Raw genomic sequence first — 21595 nt, forward strand, 5'->3', positions numbered from 1 at the left:
GTCGGCCCTGTGGGTGCGGCACTCGCGCGGCAACGCGGTGCTGCTGAGCCCCTTGCGTGACGTCACCACTTCAGGGGGTCGCCGGTCTACCCGACGGATGTGCCCCCACGGTGCCGGGGATGTTTTCCTGAGACAAGTGCAGCTGGGACGGCGATGGACGAACGAGGGCGTTCGTACCCCCGGCGAGGGCGCCCTTTGGCCGCTTTAGGATGTTTTGCGAACAGCGAGGCGGGCGCAATGGCGAGGCGGCCGGGTATCGCCGCAGCTCAGGGGCGGTGTCTGAGAAATTCGGGTCTGCGGACGCTGAAGGACGAATGAAGCGCCATTCCCGGCAATTCGACTAGGCCGTTTCTTAGCGATCACCTCGCGGCCCAGATGTGGATGGCCGCGAGGTGGAGGGCTGCTCGTTAGACCGTTGCCGTTTTGTCGTAGCGGGTGGCCAGGCCGCGCCACTGTTTGAGCTTGTTGATGTACCGCTCGACGGTGTTCCGCTGCTTGTAGGCGGTCTTGTCGAACGCCGGAGGCCTGCCGCCATTGCTGCCAAGGCGCTTGCGATTGGCGATCTGGTCGGCGGGCTGCGGGATCACTGCCCGGATCCTGCGCTTGCGCAGGTGCTCGCGGATCGCGCGGGACGAGTAGGCCTTGTCGGCCAGCACGACCGCGGGCCGGGTTCTGGGTCTGCCTGTGGGCCTGGCCACTCGGATGGCGGCCATGACCTGCGTGAACGCGGGTGCGTCGCCGGCCTGGCCGGGTGTGACAACGAAGGCCAGCGGCCGGCAGTGGCCGTCGGCGGCAAGGTGGATCTTCGTGGTCAGTCCGCCGTGGGACCGAAGTCGATCGCGCGGTACGCAGCCCACCACCTCGCGAGCAGATCGACCGGACAGAGCCGACCGCATAGGCCCCCGGGCGTAAGCCCGTGGGCTGATGTTGTGGGAGAGGGGTGCGTGACAGGGTCCTCCTGTGCCCACGGAATGGCCGTTGCGGCACGGTTGACGATAGGGGGAGGGCTCTTGATCACGACGCCGTTCATCAGCCGGAAGGGCATGACGCGCCGCAGCATGCTGGGAGCCGCGCTGGCCGCCGGGGCCGCCGGGGCCGCCGTGCCGCTTGCCGCCGGTGCCGGCCGCGCGTGGGCCGCCCCGGCCGCCTCCGCCCCGGCTGACCCGGCTGCCGCGCGGCTCACGCTGCCCGGGCCGACCGGGCCGTATCCGGTCGGTACGGTACAGCTGCACCTCGTCGACCGGTCGCGTCCGGACGACATCGCGGGCCCGGGGCACTTCCGCGAGCTGATGGCCACCGTCTGGTACCCCGCCCGTGACGTCGCGCGGTACCCGGTGGCGCCCTGGATGCCGGCCGGCGCGTTCCAGGCGTTCCTCGCCGACGTCGGGTTCAGCGATCTGGCCCCGCTGAGGCCGCTCACCGCCGGCCACGTGGGTGCTCCGGTGCGGCGAACGGGCCGACGACTGCCCGTCGTCGTGTTCTCCCACGGCGCGCACAGCCACCAGGGCGACCACACCGTCATGGTCCAAGAGCTCGCAAGCCACGGATACGCGGCCGTGACGATGGCCCACCAGTACGACACCTACACCGAGTTCCCCGATGGCCGGCTCGCCGTCCCGCTCCGCGACAGGCCGGCACCGACGCTGCCCGGGGACTTCGCAGCCGACCTGCGCTTCGTCCTGGACTGCGTCGAGCAGCTCGCCGCCGGGTGCAATCCCGACGTCGACCACAGGGAGCTGCCGGCCGGGCTGCTCGGCTCCCTCGACCCGCGGCGCATGGGCGCGTTCGGCTGGTCGAAGGGCGGGACGGCCACCGCCTGCGCCATGCTCGCGGACGAGCGCATCCGGGCCGGGCTCAGCCTCGACGGCCCGATGCAGATGAATCCGCCACTGGCCGGCGACTTGAACCGGCCCTTCATGATGACGTCCGCCGAGTTCACCCGAGCCAAGACCCCCGCGGCCGCCGCCTTCTGGTCGCACCTGCGGGGCTGGCGGCTGAACATTGCGGCCCAGGGCGCCGTCCACATCTCGTACGGGGACAATGAGGCGCTGTTTCCACAGGTGGCGAAGGTGTACGGATGGAGCGGACAGCAACTCCAGGACGTGATCGGCACCCTCGATCCCGACCAGGCGGTGAAGATCCAGCAGGCATTCCCCCTCGCGTTCTTCGACGAGCACTTGCGCGGGCACCGGAGGCACCTGCTCGACGGGCCTTCCCCGGCCTTCCCGGCAGTGACGTTCCTCCCCTGAGTACCCGAGGCAAGACCCGCGGTCTCGGCAACGGCGGGCGGTGGGGGCTGGAGCGCGCCGGCGGCTGTACGGCGACGGCCCGGGCGCCTGCCGGCGCCCAGACACCGAGCACCGCGAACGCCCAGGGCCGGATCCGCCTGTCCTGACCGCCCCGCTCCCCGGCGGCGGCGCCGCCTCCGCAGCGTCGGGACAGCCGGGGAGCCCCGGCGGGACGGCGGTCCTGCCGGGGCTCCGGTCATGTCCCTGTGCGGGACGACTCGTTCAGCGCGAGCGGTGCTCCGCCGAGCGCGGGGGCCGGGTGTTCGAGGTATCGGCCGCCTTCGTGCAGAACACGCAGAAGCAGTTGAAGTCCCTTGGCGGGCCCGACCGTCGGGCGGCGACGGCGTCCGGAAGCGGGGTCAGGGCCGTGACCGCGGCGAAGGCGCCGGGGGCCGGAACGCGGGGTGTGGTGTTCATGGGATGCCCTCCTGTGATGAAAGGGGCGGAATGGGCTGCCCTCCAGAAGAACAGGACCGGCCCGGGCACCGTGTCATACGGTCGGACGACCCTGGTGGACGATGACGGGGGCGGCCCGGACGATGTCTTGCTGCAGCAGCTGGTCCAGCAGTTCCAGCGTCGCCGCCTCCGGGAGGTCCGCGTCGAGGGCCGCCTCCCGGCCCGTGCGGGTCCCGTCGCACCGCGCCAGGAGCAGGCCCGTCCCCGCGCCGATGCGGAAGGCCCGCAGCGGCGCGTCCCAGGCCCGCTGGAGCAGGACCGTCACCTCCTCCGGGGGCAGCTGCCGCGGGGCCCCGGGTCGGTGACGTCGTGCTCGTACGTGGCCACGCGGACCGCGGGGGAGAGGACGACCGGCCCCTTGGCCGCCTCGGCGTGCGCGGGGGGCGCCGCGGGGCCCGGGCGGCAGGCCTCGGCGGCCACGGAGTCGTTGAGCAGCCGGTACTGCTCCAGCTCGAAGCTGCCGAAGTCGGCGAGGGGGCGCGGCAGCGCGGCGAAGTCCAGGAAGTCGGCGCAGGCCCGTACGACGCCCATGGGGTCGTCGGCGTCCTCGGCGAGCGTGGTCGCCCCCAAGAATGCCTCCAGCAGCTCCGGATGGTGTTCCGTCAATGCCTCGACGGTCCTCGGGATGCCGACCGCGAGATGGGCCTTCCGCTTCGCGCCGCTCTCCTCGGCCATGAACGCGTAGCTGTCCGCGTCGACCCCCGCCAGCACCGCCGGTTCGGCCTCGGAGAGGCCGAACCGGGTCCGGACCTCCTCGGGATCCTCCCGCAGCACGGGCAGCAGGGTGGCGGGAGAGGCGATGACGGAGGCGAACGCCTCGCGCAGGCCCATCACCGCACCCCCGCCGGCGCGGGGCGGGCGGCGTCGAGGATCCGCCGGGCGTGGTCGAGTTCCTCCTGCAGTTCACCGAAGTCGTCGGGGAAGTTCTGGTCGCGTTCGAGGAGCGTGGCCCGGACGGGGGCCCTGGACACCAGGTCCGTCAGGAGGTCCCAGACCGCGGGCGGCACGGGCTCGCTGTGCGTGTCCAGGTCCATGCGGTCCTCCTCCCCGGCGGTCCCGCCGGCAAGGTGCACCTGGACCACGCGCTCGACGGGAATCGTGTCGAGGAACTCCGCGGTCGAGTAGCCGTGGTTGCGGGCGTTGATGTCGAGGTTCGTCAGGTCCAGCAGCAGTCCGCAGTCGCAGTGCTCCATCACCTCCGCGATGAACTGCGCTTCCGAAAGCGGGGAGTCCAGGTCGATGTAGTAGGTGACGTTCTCCAGGATCAAAGGCCTGCCGACGGCGGCCTGCACGCGCTGTGCGCGACGGCCCACCTCGCGGGCGATGTCCCGGGTGCGGGGGAGCGGGGTGAGGGTGCTCAGGGCGACGCCGCCGGCCCGGGTGAAGCACAGGTGGTCGCTGAACCAGGGCGCGTCGATCTCCTCGGTGAACTGCGCCAGCGCGTCGAGGTAGCGGGGCGAGGGCTCCCGGGTGCCGCCGATGGACAGCTCCAGGCCGTGCGGCACGATCCGGAACCGGCGGCGCAGCCGGTGCAGCACGTCCCGGACGTCGGGCGGGGCGAACAGGTAGTGCTCGGTGATCACTTCGAGCCAGTCGATGCGATGGGCCGGGGAGTCGATGGCTTCCTTGATCTCGCTGCGGTAGCCGATCCCCGAGCCGAGGTACGGAAGGCCCGCGACCGGAACGGCGGTGGTGGCGGTGGCGGTGGTGGTGGTGGTGGCGACGGCGGTGCCGGGAACGGTCCTCGGGTCTGCGGTGGTCATGAGGGTGTCCTCTCGCGGTGCGGGCCGGTGCTCGTACGGCCTCCTGCGGCCACCGTAGGGACGCCCTTGCGCCGGGTCCGTCCTTCGGTCGGGTCATCGGCAGTCAGCCCCCTTTCATCCACCCGGCCGGTCGGTCGGATGACAGGGGCGGCCGCGCCGACGGGCTGCACTGGAGCAGTGGTGTCGCATCCCTGTGCACCACCCGGCGCAGGGCCCGGACGTGCGAGAGCGGTCCGTCCGGGCCCGCGCCGGTACATGACGGGCCCGCGCACGAGAGGGACGGACGCCATGACGACCGACACGATGACCTACCACGACCGCACCACCGGCACCGCCCGCACCACCGGTACGGACACGCTCGCACCGGCCGCGGACAGGGCTTGCCGCGATCGGCTCGCCCCGACCGAGGTGACCGCGCGCGATCTGCTGCGTGCCGACGGCCGGCTGTGCTTCTGCGTCTGCCGCCCCTCTGAAGTACGCCAGTCAGACGATGGGCATCTGGTTCCTGGCCGTGACGGCCGGCGACAGCGTGGCTTCGCTGATGGTGCTGTCGGGGGTCGATCTGAGCACCACGCCCGTGGTGGCCGCCGAAGGCGCCCTGGCCGTCCTCGCGGGCCTCGTCCTCTTCCTGCGTCACAAGCGGGTCGACGCGTGGCGGCTGACCTCCCCCTGACCGGGGCACTCGTATTCAGGCGTTCAGGCCGGCTCGGTGCAGCGCCACCCGGGACAGGTCGCGAACGGCCTTTCCGGGACCGGGACGGCGACGGCCGGGTCCTGCACCGGCCCGGTGAACGCCCGCAGGGCTTGCTCCGGGACCTCGCCTTTCGTGACAGCCGGCCTCACCCTCCACCGGAGCTCCGGCGGCATCGAGGGCGCCGCCAACCGAAATTACGCGGAATGCGGACGGCAGTCCTACGTGCCGGAGCGCCATTCCCCTTCGAGGATGCTGAAGATCATGGAGTCTCGCCAGCCGTCGCGGATGAGCGCCGTGTGACGCAGGCGTCCCTCGTACTCCATGCCGATCCTGGACAGCACTCGGGAGGAGCCGAGATTCCTCGGGTCACAGGTGGCATGGATCCGGTGAAGCCCCAACCCGTCGAACCCATGGGCGAGTAGCTGCCGACCGATTTCCGTCCCGATGCCCTGCCCCCACACCCGGGGGTGCACGCTGTATGAGATTTCGCCCTGGCGCTGCTTGGAGCTGCGGACATGCAGTTCGCCCATCCCCACCACATCCCGCCCGATGCGGGCGACATAGGGGAAGCGGCGCTGAGGGGTGTCCGACCAGGCCTTGGCCGCGGAGCCCACGAACTCCTGCGTCTGGAGCTCTGTGTTCGGCCCCCAGGACTGATAACGGCAGACCTCCGGGAGGCGCGCCCACGAGTGGACGGCCGACCAGTCCTCCAAAACGATCTTGTTCAAGGTTACCGAGTGCTGACCCATACGGCGATCATGTACGGGTTGTTGCCCGAAGATCAAGAAGTCGATCGCGCCTCACTCACGGCCGGGCGGCGGAGCAGGGCTCGGCGCCGTCCGTTCCCGGGTTCTGCCTCACTTTCCGTGGAGCATGCACGCTGAGTGACGGTTGTCGAGCGGGCGAGCCCTGGGGAAGTCGCCCGGAATTGACCGGTACCGGGTGCGGTGTGGCTGACAGTTCGGCCCGTGGAAGAAGTGGTGCTCCGGCTGGAGGAGTTGCTGTTCCCGTCGATCGTCGACGTGGCGGTGCTGTCCATCGCCGTGAACGACGAGGCGGTGCAAATAGAGGCCCGAAGCACGGTGGGCGGGGCCATCTGCCCCGGCAGCGGGAGCTGGTCACGCCGGATTCACAGTTCCTACCTGCGCTTTCCCGCTGATGTCCCAGCGGAGGCGGACGGGTTGCTCTCTGCATACGCGTCCGCAGGTTCCTCTGCCCGGTTATCTCGTGCGGGAGGCGGACCTTCGCCGAACAGCTGCCAGGGTTGACCCGTCGGTACGGCCGGCGGACCGAGCGCTTGCGGTCTACGCTGGCTGCGGCCCGCGGGTAGTCGGCGTCGATGAACGCAACTCGCAAAGGGCGTCACCACGGGACTGTGCTGGTCGACGTCGAAAGCCGGCGTCCAGTGGACCTGCTGTCCGACCGGGAGGCCTCCACCCTGGCCGCTTGGCTCTTGAAACGGCCAGGGTGGAGGTGGTCTGCCGCGATCGTGCACCGTTCTTCGCCGAAGGCGCCACGGCCGGGGCACCACAGGCAGTGCAAGTGGCGGACCGGTGGCATCTTTGGCACAACCTGAGCGAGGCTGCGGAGCGGTGCGTCGCAGACCACCGCGGATGCCTGCAGGTCCTGGCGCCAGATCCAGCCCAGCCTGCCCCGAGCCGCAGAAGTTCGAAGACCCCTCCGGCTCGCCATGGCCAAGGGGACACCGCTTTGCTGACCGCACCCGCGATAAGCACGCGACCGTCCACGAATTACTGACAACCGGGCTCAGCCGGAGGGCAATCGGCCGCCAACTCCATATGACCTCCCGCACCGTCAAACTCTTGGCCGACGCAGCCACCCCGGAGGACCTGTTCCACGGGCAGTGGCAGGACCGGCCATCAAACTCGACCCCTTCAAGCCCTACCTGGATGACCGCTGGAACCAGGGCTGCAAGAACGACTGGACGGTGTGGGAAGAGATCGTGCCGTTCGACTATCAGGGCAGCTACCAGCGCGTTCGCGCCCATTTCCGGGAGAAGCGGCTCTCACCGGGCTCTGTCACAGCTCGGCCGCCGTCACCCCGCGTCGTCGCCGGATGGATCCTTCGCAGACCCGAGACCCGAGACCCTTACCGAGACGGAGGTCTCTCGGCTCAAGGCCGTTCTCGTCCACTGCCCTGAACTGGACGCCCTCACTGGCCACGTCCGCTCCTTCGGCCAAATGCTCACCGAGCGCCAGGGCGAACGGCTGCCGCAGTGGCTCGATGCCGTCCGGCAAGACGACCTCCCCGGCCTCCACACCCTCGCCGCAGGCATATACCGTGACCGCGACGCCGTTATCGTCGGCCTCACCCTGCCCTGGAACTCAGGCGTCGTCGAGGGACACGTCAACCGAATCAAGATGCTCAAGCGCCAGATGTTCGGACGCCGGCTTCCAACTCCTTCGGAAAAGAGTTCTCCTGGCGTGACTGGTTACTGAGGCCCGCAGGCGTCTCCCAGAGAGACAGTTCTACGATTCAGTTCATGACGACTCCCGACTGCTACACATGCAGCAAGGAAGCAGATTTCGGCAATCTCCCACCACGCGAGTGCATGGTGTATGACCAGCACTGGCGGGTGGCCCACGCCTTAAACACGGCAGTGCCCGGCTGGCTGGTGCTGCTGCCTCGACGCCACGTTGCCGCGGTTCATGACCTCACCAACGCTGAGGCATCTGCCCTAGGGGTGTGGCAGGTCGAGCTCTCCCGGGCTCTCCGGAGCATGACTGGCTGCGCCAAGACCTACATTGTCCAATTTGCCGAAGCCGAAGGCTTCGCGCACGTGCACTTCCACATCGTTCCGCGCATGGCAGATCTGCAACCAGAGCATCGTGGGCCGGGTATTTTCGAGCTGCTTCGGCGACCAGAGCAGGATCGAGTAACGGCTGACCAGGCAGACCAAATAGGCCACTCTCTGCGAGCTCAACTTCATGGGTACCCGAACGCTCGGTAACCAGATCACGGAATCTGAGCCAGAACCCGAGAACGGGAGGCACGGCCCGCTCGTAGGAGTGCGGTGCACGAAGCCATAGCCGCCGCAGCACTGGGACGGCTCGGGAGGCGGCGGACCGACAGCTCCAGGTCCCGGATCAACCGCGCTTGATAGAGGGCGCGGGCATCGGCCTGCCCGTCCCACTTCCGGTCCCGCCGGATCCCGTCGTGCACCAGGGGAGCAGCAACCACCGGATCCTGCGCGGCGCGCACCGCGACCAGCCCACGGCCGCGTTGCAGCTGCCGAAACCCGCGAACCTGCGGGCCCTGGCCCGACTTCCGCGGGCTGCACGCGCCGAGTGACGGGCGACTGTGCCTCATGCGCCTGGGAAACCGATTGGCCGGCCGCTCGCGAACTGCGATGATGCCTCCGATTTCCAGACGGAGGACATTTGTTCGTTTTCGCATGTGAGGGGTGCGGCGCTGAGCTGACCACTCCGATGTCCCAGGTCGCCCTGCCGGTCCACGCCCATCAGAAGTACGGAAACGGGATCCAGCTCCCGGTGCTCATGGAGTCGGGCACCTTCGCCGTGGACTCGGAGCCATGGGGGCCTCCGTGGCGGACGTGGGAGGACATCGCTCCGGACGAGGCTGCCGCCCGCGCCGTCTACGCGCCGGTCTACGCCCTGTCCGACGGCGCGCCGGGCGCGATCGTCATCGCGCCGGGCGACGCCCGCGGAACCGTGCTGATCCCGGAGAATCGCGGAGGCGGCTACTGTTGCGGCCTTGACGGAGCCGATGGCCCCAACGTGGCCTGCGTGGAGTGTGCCCTGCCCGTGGCGACCCGGATCGACGACTGCTCGCTCTGGCAGGCGATGTGGCTCGCCCCGAACGCCGTGCGCCGCCTTACCGTCGACGCCTCCGACGCGGCACCGCTTTCCTGGGCGGAGCTGATGGAGGAGGGCGAGGGCACGCCCCCGTTCGAGCCGATCGCCACGTGGGGGTCGCGGGTGCGGCCGGCCCACTGGTCGAACCACTGGTGGTCGTGGAGCCCGCAGTGGGAGGCGGCGGCCGGCCGGGCACTCGCCCACCTGCTGGTGGCGTCGGAAGGCCGGCCGGTGATCGTCCCGAACGGCTTGGTCGGGGAGGTGTTCCAACACTCGCTCGACGACCTGCTGCCCGAGGGCCCGCCGGCGCGGCGCGCCGTCCTGGCCGGACCGGGGCTGCCGGCTCCCGGCCGGGACGCCGACATCCTCCTCGTGCCGTCCCATCCGCAGACGGGGGAGGTCTGGGCCCCAGCCGGCCCGGCGGCGTACCTCCTGGTGCCGTTGCCGTTCGGGGTGTGGCTATGGATGGTCTCTCCCGAGCCGGACGCGCCCGTTCCCATGTCGGGCCGCCTGCCCAAGGGCGTCCTCCGCGACGACTTCGACTCGCCCCCGCTGCTCCCCGGTCGCCGGTTCCTGGTGGATCGGGGAGTGTTCCAACACACCCTGGTTCGGCTGCCCGCCGTCCGCAGCCCGTTGCTGCGCGAGATCCTCGATGGCCTCGCGCACCACAATCGGGCGGGGTTCGTCTAACCCGCGCCCCGTCGAGTCGAGCCACGACGGAGGGTGCGGTCCAGGTGGGGGCCGGCACAGGTCGGGAGCCCATTCGTCACACAGCGCGCCCCTCCGCTGAAGTTGAGCCGGAAATCGTGAAGTAGCAGCGATTGAGCAGCCGTTCGGGCCGCAGTTGGCGATCTCGGGTGCCGCGGATGTTCACCAGAAGTGGCTCTGGCGCAAGTTCTGTGGAGCGGCTCCACGGACCAGTCAGAGTCTCGTCCTGTCACCGTTCAGATGGTCGCGGGCTGCGGTCACGTACGCGGCGATAGCCGCGGTGAGATGCTGGTGCTCATCCTGGGCAGCCTGCACGGAGGCAGGGTCGGAGTAATCTCTCTGCCGGGCGGCGAGGCGAATCTGAAATGCCGCGCCGGCGACTTCCTGGGCGAGGTCAGAGACGTGCTCGGGCCCTTCGAGCTGGACGACGGGCAGTGTGGCCCGCAGGGCGTCATCCCTTTCTGCGGCCTCTGCCCGCAGAACAACGGCGTGCGCTTCCACGCCCGCACGGTCGTTGGTGGCAACGTCGTTGGCAAGTTCGCTACGAGCCTGGGCGAGCGTCACCGTGCGCCGCGTCCCGTATGCGTACGATTCTGCAGCTTGTAGGAAGGCGGCGTAGGCGTCCCGCTGGTGCTGCCGGCGGACTGCGTCTATGGGACCCCGACGGGCTCCGTGGCCTTGGTGGCGCCCTGCCGTGTAGGCCGCGAACGCGGCCACCAGTGCGGTAGGGCTGGCGATGACGACAGCTATCACCTGTGGGTCCATGACCGAGATCATGCAACAGCCGACCGCTTGCCGGGACTGGGTAGGCAAAGCCGCCACAGAAGTTGTGCCGGAACCACGGCCCGTGAACAGAGCCACCCGGGCCAGGCACTCGGCCAGGCGCCCTCCGTCAGCAAGGTTCGCCAACACCACCCGCGGTGGCCTCCGCTACCGCTTGGGCGATGTCCGCATCGCCGGCCACGTCACGTCACTCCACGCCACGATCCGCATCCACGTCGGAACCGGACGCGATTCGCGCACCGCGCTCCGTCAGGGCCGCCGCGATCACGTCTGGGACAGCCGCTCCTACACCGCCATCCTGAGCGACGCCCCCAACCGCGTCGTCGACACGACGCCTGGGCCCGCCGCCGCTGACCCCCTGCCTCCGGTCCGCCGTCCGGCCGGCACCGGACGGCAGACGGGTGAATGCCCGGTCGCGCTCCCGCGACCAGGCATTCACGCGTCACCTGATTCCACCGTTTCGAGCGCCTGCGGATCCGCTACGAGATACGCGCCGACCTCCACCAGGGCTTGCCCCAACCCGCCTGCAGCATCAGCTAAGGGCGGATGACGCGGAGGTAGGCCACCTCGAAGGACATCTCCGACACGTTCCGCTCGGGTGCCGGGTGGTAGCGGCCCGCGCAGACCGAGAGGTTGACGATGAGGTACGCGCGCCAGCGGCGTCCCACCCCGCGCCGGTCGGCGAAGACCTGCTTGCCGTTGACCCACCACACCACCGAGCTGGATCCGAACTCCACCTTGAGGTCCACCCAGCGGCCGGGACCGATGGCCGCGTCCCGGTGGTAGCGGGAGCCGCCCTTGACGTGGTTGGACAATTCGAGGAGGTCGGGGTTGTCCGGGTGGTACTCGAAGACGTCGACCTCGTTGTCGCCGTCCAGCCAGGTCCAGATCGCGGGCCAGGCCCCGAGTGCGGCGGGCAGCCGGACCCGGGACTCCAGCACGTCCCCGGTACGCACCATGAACCCTTCGTCGCTGCCCTCGGTGGTCAACAGACCCGTGTTCCACTTGCCGTCGGGACGGCGGGCCGCCCGGAAGGTGCCGCTGCGGCTGAAGGACGCGTCCGGCACGAGGTAGTCGAGCTTGTTGTCGCCGGCATTGGTGGGTCCGCCGTTCGGATAGGCCCAGGAACGGCCCGCGACCCACTGGCGGGTCGAGCCGAAGTCCGCCGTGAAGACCGGGACCGGGACCGGGACCGGGGCGCTCGCCTGGGCGGCGCCGACACGTTCGGACGTAGATGCGGACGTAGATGCGGACGTAGATGCGGACATAGGTGCGGATGTGGGGGTGGAGGCGGGGCGTCCGAAGAGCCGTCGGATCCGGTCGAGAACCTGAGAGAGCACATCGCTCCTTCCGGAGTACGCGAGCCCTTGCAGCATGCCCGCCTCCGGTCAATCACATACCGGACCACCGGTTTGTGTTTCGCTCACCCCCATCGCGGAACCCGGGCAGCGTCACGTGGACGTCGTCTCGCCCGGTGTGCAACTCACGGTCACGTTACGGGGCCGTACACCTCGCGAGTCTGCAAGGGGATGAGGCCGTCGGAGGAACCGGAGATGATCCGCGGGTGGTTGCAGATCACACGGGGATCAGCGTCGGGTTCCAGGTCGTCGGACTCCCATGCCCGCCACTGTGCCCACGCTTCCGCCTCCGACCGCATCTCTTCGCCCAGGTTCCGCCACACGTTCTCGGCCTTGTTCCAAGACCCGGCCAGCAGCCGTCCGTAGTGCCGAGCCTGCCCGCGACGCGATCCGGGTAGCGTCCGGGGGAGTCGGCCAGTGCAGGGTGAGGGGGAACAGGGTGTGCACCGAGGACGAGCAGTTTCTGGCACGGCTGGAGCAGATGCTCCGGCCTTCTGTGTCGATCCCGCGGGGTGACGGTTGGGCTGCGGCTCCGGATCTGCTGCTGTACCTCGCGGAGCAGATCCGATCGCGGCGGCCGTCACTCGTCGTCGAAGCGGGCAGCGGCACCTCGACCTTGTGGCTTGCCACGGCCTTGCGTGCTTTCGGCATACCGGGCCGTGTGGTGAGTCTGGAGCACGACGCGGGCTACCACGAACGAACCGTCCGGGAGGCGGACCGGTTGGGGCTGGGCGACATCGCGCAGGTGCGGCTCGCCCCGCTGGAGCAGCACACCGTCCAGGGCGAGAGCTGGTCCTGGTACGCGGAGGCGGCCTGGCGGGACTTGAGCGGCTGTGGCCTGCTGTTCGTGGACGGCCCGCCCGGGCCGACGGCACCCCTCGCCCGGTACCCGGCCGTACCGTTGCTCGCCGGCGCCCTCACCCCGGGCGCACTCGTGGTCCTGGACGACTATGACCGCGACGAGGAGAAGGCTCTGGTTGCCCGCTGGGCCCGGCAGCACCCCACCTGGACCCTGGAACGCCTCGCACACCGGAAGGGAACCGCTGCGCTGCGCCTGCCAGGCACGGAACCGGGCTGACACCCGCCAGCGGCGGAAATGATCGTTTGCACCGCACCATCCGGGCGGTCCGCTGGGCGTTTCAGGGGGGCCGTCTCATCTGGGCGGTGCCGATATCGTCAGGTGCCGGGCAGGCGCAGCCGGTGCCAGGTGTGGACGAGTCGGTCGAACATCGAGGGGCGCAGGAGACGCCGTGCCTCGGCCGCATCGGCGCCGGGTTCAGGCAACGTCCTGCCGTCCTCGCGTCGGGAGACGAGTGCGGCGACTTGCATGCGGTATGCGGCGTAGTTTCCTTGGAACCGGTGTGCGGTGACGATGCGGAGGCCAGCCCGGGTGTGGAGGCGGGTGAGGGAGCGGGGTGTGAAGAAGTTGATGTGGGTGACGGGGTCGGGCCCGATGGGGAGGCCCTTCCAGATTTCGACCGGGACTTCGCTGTAGAGGACGCCGTCCGCCGACAGCAGGGGGCGCAGCCGCTGGAGGGTGGTGAGCGGGTCGGCGAGGTGTTCCAGGACGTGGCTGCACACGATGGCGTCGAACGGCTCGACGTCGGGCAGGTCCCGCAGGGTGTCGGCGAGTTTGCGCACGCCCGACAGCGGGCGGTCGTTGTAGTCCACGAGCGCGCAGTCGGCGCCCCGCTCCAGGAACGGTGCCAGGAGCTTGCCGTTGCCACCGCCGAAGTCCAGGACCCGGCGCGGTTCGCGCCCGAGCACGGACACGACGGCCACGTGGGCACGGTCGGCTCGCCTGCGGTCCAGCTTCGCCCCCAGGGCGGAGGAAGCCGACCCGCCGATGTCCTTCTCCCAGTGCTGGAGGAAGCGGTACTTCGCCGCGACGTCATCGCTCGTGGGGCGCGGGGCGTAGGTCATGAAGCCGCAGCGGAGGCACAGGCGCTCCCGTAGCGTCACCGCGGTCCGTCCCGGATACCAGACCTCGAACAGGACACGGCGCCGCAGCAGTTCGTAGTCGCTCAGGACGCCGCCCTCGGTCTGGGTGCGCTCGCCGGCCTGGTATTTCCAGCAGCCGTGCGTCTCCCAGTCGTCGTCCGCGCAGACCGGGCACGTGAAGGTCTCGTTCACCGGCTCGCCCTCACCGCTTCAGGCTCTGGTAGAAGGGGGTGTGCTCGGCAGGGATCAGGTCCTGCAGGCTCTTGCCGTAGGGAGGGCACGATGTGAAGTACTCGGTGACGTCCTCGACGGGCACGCCCGTGAACGGCTGGACCGTCTCGGGAGCCATCCGGGTCCAGGTGTGCTTGTCGTGGCGCACCAGGACATACAGCTCTGGTGCGGACACCGGCAGCTTGACGAGGTGGGGATGGTCTTCGAGGAAGAACACGTCGACCCGGCGCGGTACGTCCCGGAACGGGGCCTGTTTCCAGGCGTCCTTGTAGAAGCAGTACGTGCCGCCGGCGAACCAGCCGCTGCCGGCGTCGACGAGCTCGCCGGTCGCCGCGATCAGCACCAACAGCCGCTCCACCCCGGCCACCACGTCCGACCGCCCCGCACCCAGCAGTTCGGACGTCATCACCTCCAGGAACCGGGGGTGGTAGTAGTCATCATCGTCCAGCTTCTGGACCACGTGACCGGAGCAGGCTTCGATACCCAGGTTCAGCTTCGTCCCCAGCGACGTCGGGCGCGGAAGCCGCAGGTACTTGATCTGCGGCACATGGGGCACCAGTGCCTCGCAAGACCGGACCCCGTCGTCGACGACGATCAGCTCGGTGTCCTCCTGCGTCTGCTGCAAGTAGTACCTGATCGCCTGTGCCAGGAAATGCGGCCGGTCCTTGGTCGCCAGAATGCAGGAGAGTAAGGGCATGCGCCGTCCGTTCGGTAGATCCTGAGGTCCGAATTTCCGGCAGCCAGGCCGGTCAGCGCGCTGCACCGCAGGGCCGCAGGAACTTCCACGAAGATCATAGACACCCGGGTGCTGTCAGACGGCGGTTCGCATCAATTCCCGCGGCGCAGGCTCGGCTCCGCGCCCTGGCCGAGGCTTCGCGGCGGAAGCCGCCGCGGGCTGGTGGACCGGCTTCACCTTGGTCGCAGCGCACTGACCGACCTGAACTGGTGCGCTGCCGCCATCGCCGGCACGGGGAGCGGCTCGGCGTGAGCCTGCCCGTCCGCACCGCCAGCCGCGGCCCGCGCCTGGCCGGCCCGGGCGGCACCGACGCCGGCAGCCTCTGGGACGCGATCACCGTCCTCGACGGGGCGGGCTGCCCCCGCTGCGTCGTCACCGACGTCGGCCGGGAAGGGACCCTCGCCGGCCCGAACACCGGCCTGTTCACCCAGGTGTGCGCGCGGACTGCAACCGCGGTGCTGGCCGCGGGCGGGATCGCCTCCCTGCACGACCTGCGCACGGTCGCGGGTCTGGCCTCGTACGGCGTGCAGGGTGTGCTGGTGGGCCGCGCCTTGTATGCGGGCACGCTCACTTTGGCTGAGGCGCTGGCGTGCGTGGCCGCCACGGGGCCAGCCGATCCGGGTGACCCGACGCGGCCCGTCCCTTGCGCCGCCGGCTGGCCTGCCGGTCGGCGGCTGCCGGCCCCGCCCGGTTTCCCCGGCGGGCATCACCCGCTGGGAGCTGGATCGCTTTACCGGTGAAGTGGTGCAGCCGATCGGGCGCACCAGTCCCAGGACCAGTGGGCGCCCCCTTGGCTCTCGCCCCTACTTCAGCATGCGTTCCGCGTCATCTGGAACCCAGGGAAAGGGGACGTCGGGCCACTGTGTGGCGGCCCATGCCATGCGTCGAGGTCGACAGCGAGAACGGCGTCCATGGAGGCTGCGGCCCGTAGCTGTGGGCGGTGACGTAGCGCGTGATGAGGAACAGGGTGACATGAGCGATGCAGGGCCCGGCCCGCCGATCGAACACGACGGGGTGGCCCGGGTCCGTCCACGGGCCGTACCCGTATACGTGCCCCTGGCGCCTCCGTCAGGGGCAGTTGCGCGCACCGGCGAGGTTGGGCGGTGGGCCGCAGGGGAAGTCTCTGTCCCGCGGCCCGCCGGCCGGGGTGGTGCCCCTGTGGCGGGAGCAGCTGCTGTGCAGGAGCAGGAGCAGGGGAAGCTTCAGGGGCGGAGTTGATGCATGGTGGAACGCCGCATGTCGGTGGCGACGCACTGGGGCAGCTTCGTCGCCGTGGTCGATTCCGGTCGGCTGGTGCGGATCGAGCCGAGGGCCGATGACCCCGCGCCCTCACCCATCGGCCCCGGAATGGTGGCAGCCGCCGACGACGGCGTTCGCGTGTTGCGCCCAGCGGTGCGCAGGGGCTGGCTGGACGGCCTGCCGCGGGTCCAGGACACGGCCAGAGGCGTGGACGCCTTTGTGGAAGTGAGCTGGGACGACGCGATCGCTCTGGTGGGCGATGAGCTCCGTCGAGTGCGTTCGCAGAACGGTGACAGCGCGGTGTTCGGCGGATCCTACGGTTGGGCGAGCGCGGGAGCATTCCACAATCCGCAGGACCAGCTCCACCGGTTCCTCGCGTTGGGCGGTGGCTACACCGACTCGCGCAACACGTACAGCACCGCGGCTCTGGAGGTCATCCTGCCGCATGTGATCGGCGGGCATCCGTGGAGCTACCAGTCCCGGATGCCGATGTGGGCCGAGATCGCCGAGGACTGTGAGCTGGTGGTGGCGTTCGGAGGGCTGGCCCTGAAGAACAGCCAGATCAACCCCGGTGGGCTGGCCAGGCACCAGACGCAGGGCCTGCAGCGCCGTTGCCGTGAGGCCGGAGTGCGGTTCGTGAACATCAGCCCCATCCGAAGCGACGCCGCCGGCTTCCTCGACGCCGAGTGGCTGCCCGTCATCCCCAACACCGACACCGCCGCGATGCTCGGCATCGCCCATACAATGCTGGTCAACGGGTGGCACGATGCGGACTTCCTCAGCCGGTGCTGCGTCGGGTTCGACCGTTTCGCCGCCTACGTGACCGGCGAGCTCGACGGCGTACCCAAGGACGCTGCCTGGGCAGCGGGGATCACGGGCATCAGCCGCGACGCGCTCATCGACCTCGCCCGCCGCCTCACCAGGCAACGTTCTCTCATCATGGTCAACTACGCGGTGCAGCGGGCGGACCGTGGCGAGCAACCGATCTGGATGTCTGTCGTGCTGGCCGCCATGGCGGGCTCGATGGGCCGGCCCGGCTGCGGCTGGGGCGCAGGCTACGCAACGATGGACGCGACCGGCGTTGCCCCGGGCCGCCCTTCCGTGGCGACGCTTCCGGGGGTTCCCAACCCGGTCCCGGATTTCATCCCCGTCGCAAGGATCGCCGACACCCTGCTGCATCCGGGCAGGACCATCGACTACGACGGCCAGCGTCTCACGCTGCCTGAACTCCGCCTGATTTACTGGTGCGGAGGCAACCCGTTCCACCACCACCAGGACCTGCATCGGTTGACCCGAGCCTGGCAGACTCCTGACACGGTGGTGGTTCACGAAGCCTGGTGGAACACCACGGCCAAGTTCGCCGACATCGTCCTTCCCGTCGCCACCAGCTTGGAGCGCGACGACTTCGCCGCCGGGTTCTCGGATCCCCACCTCGTGGCGATGCCGAAGGTCCGCGAGCCCGCGGGCGAGTCGCGCACCGACCACCAGATCTTCGCCGCCTTGGCCTCCCGGCTCGGATACGAGCAGGAGTTCACGGAGTCACGCTCACAAACCCAATGGGTCCGCCACCTCTACGAGCAGACCAGGGCCAACCTCGGCGACGATGCCGTCTTGCCGGGCTTCGACGACTTCTGGCGCGACTCCACCGCCGAGCTGCCGACGCTGAGCGGACCGTTTCCCGGCAGCTTCGAGGCGCTCCGCTCGGATCCGGAGCGTTTCCCCCTGCCGACGCCGTCGGGCCGGATCGAGATCTTCTCCGCGGAGATCGACTCGTTCGGCTACGACGACTGCGCCGGACATCCGAGGTGGTTCGAACCGGTGGAGTGGCTTCGTGGCGATCTGGCGGACCGCTTCCCGTTGCATCTGATATCGAATCAGCCCGCTTCTCGCCTGCACAGCCAGTACGACAACGGTGGCCGCAGCCTCAGCTCAAAGATCCGTGGCCGTGAGCCCATGACGATCAATCCGTTGGACGCCGCGTCACGGGGCATCGAAAACGGCGCAATCGTACGCGTCTACAACGACCGGGGCAGCTGTCTTGCCGGCGCAGTGCTGTCGGACGACGTCATGCCAGGCGTCGTGCAACTGTCCACGGGAGCGTGGTGGGATCCGGTCCAGCCGGGCACGACCGGAACACTGGACCGCCACGGCAATCCGAACGCCCTCACGGCGGACCGGCCTTGCTCGCGCTTGTCCCAGGGACCAAGTGCCCTCAGTGTGCTGGTCGACGTCGAGCTGTACGGCGGTTCCCTCCCTGATGTGCTCGCCTTCACGACCCCGGACTTCGAACATTGACACGAAGAATTCTCGCCATTTGCGCCTGAGTGACGACGTGAATACTGTGCGCAATCGTGACTGCACTTCAACACCTCAAATACGGCCAATGGTTCAGGGGCGCCGACGTCGATGGCGACGGGTTCATCACCCAGCGGGACATCCGCATGATGAGCGAGCGATACATCGCCGCCCGCGGCACCGCGCCGGACTCCACGACCGCCCGCCTGCTCACCGAGGGGATGGACGAGTTCTGGACGAACGTGATCGCCCCCATGGACCAGGACGGTGACGGGAAGGTCGATCTGCGGGAAATGACCGAAGGATTCATGCGGGCCCTGACCGACCCCGCCCTGTATCCGGAGCAGGTCGAGCCGGTGACCAATTGCTTCTTCGACCTCGTCGATCTCGACGGAAACGGCACGATCGACCAAGCGGAGTTCCAGCAGATGTTCGACTCGATCGCCGCCGTCCCGGGCGAGGACTGCGCGGCGGTCTTCGCCGCTTTGGACCGCGACGGCTCCGGCGCGCTGGACCGCGCCGAATTCCACCGGGCGATTTCCGAGTTCTTCTACGGCAACGACCCGGAAGCTCCCGCCAACCACCTGTTCGGCAAGGTCGCCGTCTAACGGCCCCGGATGAAGCCCGGAACCCGTACGCCCACACCACTGCCGGTGTGGGCGTACGGCACGAAGGCCTCAGAGCAGGCAGCTCCTGCGCCCTTCGGCCGGTGGCCGAACCTCGCCCTCGTCCTCGTCCAGCTCCGGCGCACCTGCCGTTTGACCGCGGCGCTGGCGCGCCATCCTCGGCGGCTACGACCGTCCAGGCCGGCTGAGAACGGTCACACCGCGCCCCGATCTGGCCGCGGAGATCCGCGCCTACCGCGGCGGCGTCTTCCGCCACAGCCACACCTGTCGTTCCCGCCGAATGGTCGACCGCGACGGCATTGGCAGGGCAGACTCAAGAGGAGAGGAAAGGGGCGGCCGATGACTGCACAGCCGATTCACCGGCAGGAGCCGGAGCAGGTCCCGAGGAACGCCAAGGGCATCGCGGGCGCGTTGACGCCGGAGGCCGCCAAGGATTTCTACGCCGAGCTTTTGGCTGCCGCGCCGGAGGAGGCCAGGGGAGTGCTGCTCCGCTGGTGGGGCCGGGCCATGCTGGACTGCGCCCCGGAGCGGGAGCGCCGCGTCACGGCCGCGCTCGCGGGCACGACGCCCACGGTCACTGTCCAGGAGATGCTCGACCGGCGCCGGGCCGAGGGGCTGCCCGTTGAGTGAGACGTTCGACGACGGCTCGCAGGGCTGGCCGTGTGTGCTGTCCGAGGAAGTCACCGCTTTCATGATCGACCCGGCGCTGCCGCCGTGGGCCATGGGACCGATCGTGGCCGCGATGGTCGAGATCGGCGAGTATCGGGGACTTGTGCCAGGGAGCAGCGTCGCGGAGGACTGGCCGGAGTGCCGACTGCTGCCGCTCGGCACCGACGGCGCACTGGGCATCATCGAGTACGTGGTCGCCAGGGCGGCGAATCCGCCCCAGGTGATCGTCACCCGCATCCTGCTGTACTGAGCCCCGACAGAGCCGACCGCGCACGACAAGAGGCGCCCTCGCCGGGCGGTGGCGGTCGTTCGAGCACCGCAAACGGCCGACCCTCCAAGGCAGGGAGCCCGAAGAGGCTTGCCGGCCCGGCCTCCACCGAGTACGAGCGCACCCGTGTACCCGCGGCCGTGCACCCATGCCCCTCTGCGGGCCGCGGATCGTGGTCTGCGTGAGCAAGCTCGGCTCCTTCGGACCTCGGCGACCTCCGCGACACGGTGCTTCGGCACGCTCTGGTGATCCACCCGCCAAGTCGGCCTCGTAGCCATGGTGTCCGAGACGGCCTGGCACGGTGGGACGACCGGAAGGCAGCGCCCTGTCGGTGGCAGTACGTTGGCGGGGTACTGGTATCTGGCCAAGGTCGTCTCGGTGTTGGGTTTTGGCCCGCCCGAGGGGACAGCCTTGGTGCATGAGCATCCACGACTCTGCCGCCCTCCCTGCCTCCTGTCCGCGGGCACCTGCCGCGTCGACGGCCTGTCGGGTGGGAATGCGGGGCGGGAGATGGGCGTGGCTCGTCACCGGTCATGAGGAGGTTCGGCGCCGACTGGCAGATCCGGTGTTCGCCGTCGACGACAGGTTTGCCGGATCGGGCCATCGCGGGTTTCGTCTGCCAGGTCGGCTGGCTGGTGAGCTCCTCAACCGTGACGGCGCATCTCACGCACGGCTGCGGGCCGCCGCCGCCAAGCCCCTGGCCCCGCAGCGCATGCGGGCGTGGGAGGAGCCGGTCGGCCGGATCGCGGACGGGTTGGCCGCCGCCGTCGCAAGGCGAGGCTGCGGTGATCTGGTTGCCGACTTCGCCGTCCCTCTGGCCCTGACCGTCGTCGCGGACCTTCTCGACGTGCCGCCACGCGACCGGGACGCGCTGATGCACTGGACGCGCCTCATGTTCGCCCCACCCCGGCCCGAAGACCTGACCGCGGCCATCGAGGGCGTCCACGGCCTCGCCGACCGCCTCGTCACCACCCGCACCCAACGCCCGGGCACCGACCTCGTCTCCCATTGGGCCGCCACCGCACCGGGGGCCGGGCTCGACCGCAATGACGTCGTCATCCTCACCTTCGGCATGTGGTGGGCGGGCATCGAGAACACCGCCCACCTCATCACGCGCAGCGCCCTGGACTTCATCCATCCCGCTTCCGGCGCCTGTCGGCAAAGGCCGGTGGACCGTGCTCTGATCGAGCAGCTGCTGACCCGGCAGAACCCGGTCCTGACCACGGCGCGACGCTTCGCCCGCCGCGACCTCACCATCGCGGGACAGCACATCCACGCCGGCGATACCATCCTGTTCTCCCTCACTACCGCCCCCCACGCACCCCACCGGGGCCCTGGCCGACACCTCGCCTTCGGCCACGGCCCCCACCACTGCCCCGGGGCAGCCCTTGCCCGCCTTGAACTCCAAGCCGCCCTCACCGCCCTGCAACGTCGCCTGTCCGACTGCGCTCTCGCCGTTCCCCCTCACTGTGTGCCCCAGCGCACCTCCCATCGCCTTGCGGGCTTGCTTGCCGTCCCGATCACGATGTGAATTGCCATGGAGTGTGCCTGCGCTGAAGTCGCGCGTTCAGACGTCGGGCAGGCGTCGCTCGCGGCCGGCGTGAACGAGCCGGTCGAGCATCGACGGATCATCCGTCCCGGCCGACCGGGGCGATGAGCAAGCGCCGGCCGAGCCCGAATCCGAGCGTGACACCTGCGCGCAAC

At 69.6% G+C, this 21595-nt stretch carries 22 protein-coding genes and 3 pseudogenes; 15 read left to right on the plus strand and 10 right to left on the minus strand.

From position 1 onward, the window contains the following. Nucleotides 1-407: 407 nt before the first annotated feature. Nucleotides 408-830: pseudogene (locus AB0M92_RS24100) on the minus strand (IS5 family transposase); the annotation flags it as partial. Nucleotides 831-1010: 180 nt separating this feature from the next. Here AB0M92_RS24100 and AB0M92_RS24105 point away from each other — a divergent pair. Next, nucleotides 1011-2249: an acetylhydrolase gene (locus tag AB0M92_RS24105; protein ID WP_366104341.1), complete on the plus strand. Its 1239-nt coding sequence runs from the start codon at nucleotides 1011-1013 to the stop codon at nucleotides 2247-2249. 261 nt (nucleotides 2250-2510) lie between these two features. Here the strand turns inward: AB0M92_RS24105 and AB0M92_RS24110 are convergent, their stop codons facing one another. From AB0M92_RS24110 to AB0M92_RS24125, 4 genes are all read right to left on the minus strand, one after another. After that, nucleotides 2511-2705: a hypothetical protein gene (locus tag AB0M92_RS24110; RefSeq protein WP_366104342.1), complete on the minus strand. Its 195-nt coding sequence runs from the start codon at nucleotides 2703-2705 to the stop codon at nucleotides 2511-2513. A gap of 73 nt (nucleotides 2706-2778) precedes the next feature. After that, nucleotides 2779-3009 (minus strand): hypothetical protein, encoded by a 231-nt coding sequence (locus AB0M92_RS24115; protein ID WP_366104343.1) that lies wholly within the window; start codon nucleotides 3007-3009, stop codon nucleotides 2779-2781. Continuing rightward, entirely contained in the window at nucleotides 3006-3575 is a 570-nt protein-coding gene (locus tag AB0M92_RS24120; protein WP_366104344.1) for a hypothetical protein, read from the minus strand. The genes AB0M92_RS24115 and AB0M92_RS24120 overlap by 4 nt, the downstream gene beginning before the upstream one ends. After that, a complete protein-coding gene (locus AB0M92_RS24125) occupies nucleotides 3575-4507 on the minus strand; it encodes a DUF692 domain-containing protein (protein WP_366104345.1) in 933 nt (310 codons plus the stop codon). Before AB0M92_RS24125 ends, AB0M92_RS24120 begins: the two co-directional genes overlap by 1 nt. A gap of 490 nt (nucleotides 4508-4997) precedes the next feature. Here AB0M92_RS24125 and AB0M92_RS24130 point away from each other — a divergent pair, with 490 nt between their 5' ends. Further along, entirely contained in the window at nucleotides 4998-5180 is a 183-nt protein-coding gene (locus AB0M92_RS24130; protein ID WP_366104346.1) for a hypothetical protein, read from the plus strand. Between the two features lie 239 nt (nucleotides 5181-5419). On the opposite strand, the gene AB0M92_RS24135 is transcribed toward AB0M92_RS24130, so the two are convergent. Further along, entirely contained in the window at nucleotides 5420-5950 is a 531-nt protein-coding gene (locus AB0M92_RS24135; RefSeq protein ID WP_366104347.1) for a GNAT family protein, read from the minus strand. A gap of 219 nt (nucleotides 5951-6169) precedes the next feature. On the opposite strand from AB0M92_RS24135, the gene AB0M92_RS24140 reads away from it, so the two are divergent. From AB0M92_RS24140 to AB0M92_RS24160, 5 genes and pseudogenes are all read left to right on the plus strand, one after another. After that, on the plus strand, nucleotides 6170-6469 hold the full coding sequence (locus AB0M92_RS24140) for a hypothetical protein (protein ID WP_366104424.1): 300 nt from the start codon (nucleotides 6170-6172) through the stop codon (nucleotides 6467-6469). Further along, nucleotides 6360-6959, plus strand: a complete 600-nt coding sequence (locus AB0M92_RS24145; protein ID WP_366104348.1) for a transposase — start codon at nucleotides 6360-6362, stop codon at nucleotides 6957-6959. Before AB0M92_RS24140 ends, AB0M92_RS24145 begins: the two co-directional genes overlap by 110 nt. 152 nt (nucleotides 6960-7111) lie before the next feature. Next, a pseudogene (locus tag AB0M92_RS24150) lies at nucleotides 7112-7649 on the plus strand (transposase). A 124-nt stretch (nucleotides 7650-7773) separates the two neighbouring features. After that, the gene (locus AB0M92_RS24155) at nucleotides 7774-8172 is read left to right on the plus strand and encodes an HIT domain-containing protein (protein ID WP_366104421.1); all 399 of its coding nucleotides are present in this window, start codon (nucleotides 7774-7776) and stop codon (nucleotides 8170-8172) included. Nucleotides 8173-8602: 430 nt separating this feature from the next. After that, the gene (locus AB0M92_RS24160; protein WP_366104349.1) at nucleotides 8603-9727 is read left to right on the plus strand and encodes a hypothetical protein; all 1125 of its coding nucleotides are present in this window, start codon (nucleotides 8603-8605) and stop codon (nucleotides 9725-9727) included. A gap of 231 nt (nucleotides 9728-9958) precedes the next feature. Here AB0M92_RS24160 and AB0M92_RS24165 read toward each other — a convergent pair whose 3' ends face one another. Beyond that, nucleotides 9959-10309 (minus strand): hypothetical protein, encoded by a 351-nt coding sequence (locus AB0M92_RS24165; protein ID WP_366104350.1) that lies wholly within the window; start codon nucleotides 10307-10309, stop codon nucleotides 9959-9961. 672 nt (nucleotides 10310-10981) lie between these two features. Here AB0M92_RS24165 and AB0M92_RS24170 point away from each other — a divergent pair. Continuing rightward, a pseudogene (locus AB0M92_RS24170) lies at nucleotides 10982-11068 on the plus strand (IS5/IS1182 family transposase); the annotation flags it as partial. Here the strand turns inward: AB0M92_RS24170 and AB0M92_RS24175 are convergent. Beyond that, nucleotides 11065-11796 (minus strand): beta-glucanase, encoded by a 732-nt coding sequence (locus AB0M92_RS24175; RefSeq protein WP_366104351.1) that lies wholly within the window; start codon nucleotides 11794-11796, stop codon nucleotides 11065-11067. The pseudogene AB0M92_RS24170 and the gene AB0M92_RS24175 overlap by 4 nt on opposite strands. A gap of 571 nt (nucleotides 11797-12367) precedes the next feature. Between AB0M92_RS24175 and AB0M92_RS24180 the strand changes: the two genes are divergently transcribed. Then, nucleotides 12368-12964 carry a class I SAM-dependent methyltransferase gene (locus tag AB0M92_RS24180; RefSeq protein WP_366104352.1) on the plus strand — a complete coding sequence of 199 codons (597 nt, stop codon included), beginning with the start codon at nucleotides 12368-12370 and terminating at the stop codon, nucleotides 12962-12964. A gap of 98 nt (nucleotides 12965-13062) precedes the next feature. On the opposite strand, the gene AB0M92_RS24185 is transcribed toward AB0M92_RS24180, so the two are convergent. Together AB0M92_RS24185 and AB0M92_RS24190 are read right to left on the minus strand one after the other, a co-directional pair. Continuing rightward, nucleotides 13063-14019 (minus strand): class I SAM-dependent methyltransferase, encoded by a 957-nt coding sequence (locus AB0M92_RS24185; RefSeq protein ID WP_366104353.1) that lies wholly within the window; start codon nucleotides 14017-14019, stop codon nucleotides 13063-13065. A 10-nt stretch (nucleotides 14020-14029) separates the two neighbouring features. Then, nucleotides 14030-14755 (minus strand): glycosyltransferase, encoded by a 726-nt coding sequence (locus AB0M92_RS24190; protein WP_366104354.1) that lies wholly within the window; start codon nucleotides 14753-14755, stop codon nucleotides 14030-14032. On the opposite strand from AB0M92_RS24190, the gene AB0M92_RS24195 reads away from it, so the two are divergent. From AB0M92_RS24195 to AB0M92_RS24220, 6 genes are all read left to right on the plus strand, one after another. Continuing rightward, the gene (locus AB0M92_RS24195) at nucleotides 14701-15534 is read left to right on the plus strand and encodes a HisA/HisF-related TIM barrel protein (RefSeq protein WP_366104355.1); all 834 of its coding nucleotides are present in this window, start codon (nucleotides 14701-14703) and stop codon (nucleotides 15532-15534) included. The two genes, AB0M92_RS24190 and AB0M92_RS24195, sit on opposite strands and share 55 nt — an antisense overlap. A 481-nt stretch (nucleotides 15535-16015) precedes the next feature. Then, nucleotides 16016-18328, plus strand: a complete 2313-nt coding sequence (locus AB0M92_RS24200; RefSeq protein ID WP_366104356.1) for a molybdopterin-dependent oxidoreductase — start codon at nucleotides 16016-16018, stop codon at nucleotides 18326-18328. Between the two features lie 56 nt (nucleotides 18329-18384). Continuing rightward, complete coding sequence (locus AB0M92_RS24205; RefSeq protein WP_366104357.1) at nucleotides 18385-18936, plus strand: EF-hand domain-containing protein; 552 nt, start codon at nucleotides 18385-18387, stop codon at nucleotides 18934-18936. Nucleotides 18937-19293: 357 nt separating this feature from the next. Next, entirely contained in the window at nucleotides 19294-19584 is a 291-nt protein-coding gene (locus tag AB0M92_RS24210) for a hypothetical protein (protein WP_366104358.1), read from the plus strand. After that, on the plus strand, nucleotides 19577-19873 hold the full coding sequence (locus AB0M92_RS24215) for a hypothetical protein (RefSeq protein ID WP_366104359.1): 297 nt from the start codon (nucleotides 19577-19579) through the stop codon (nucleotides 19871-19873). The genes AB0M92_RS24210 and AB0M92_RS24215 overlap by 8 nt, the downstream gene beginning before the upstream one ends. A 436-nt stretch (nucleotides 19874-20309) precedes the next feature. After that, the gene (locus AB0M92_RS24220; RefSeq protein ID WP_366104360.1) at nucleotides 20310-21422 is read left to right on the plus strand and encodes a cytochrome P450; all 1113 of its coding nucleotides are present in this window, start codon (nucleotides 20310-20312) and stop codon (nucleotides 21420-21422) included. The last annotated feature ends 173 nt before the right edge of the window (nucleotides 21423-21595 follow it).

The organism is Streptomyces sp. NPDC051582 (genome assembly GCF_040681715.1).
Classification (GTDB): domain Bacteria; phylum Actinomycetota; class Actinomycetes; order Streptomycetales; family Streptomycetaceae; genus Streptomyces.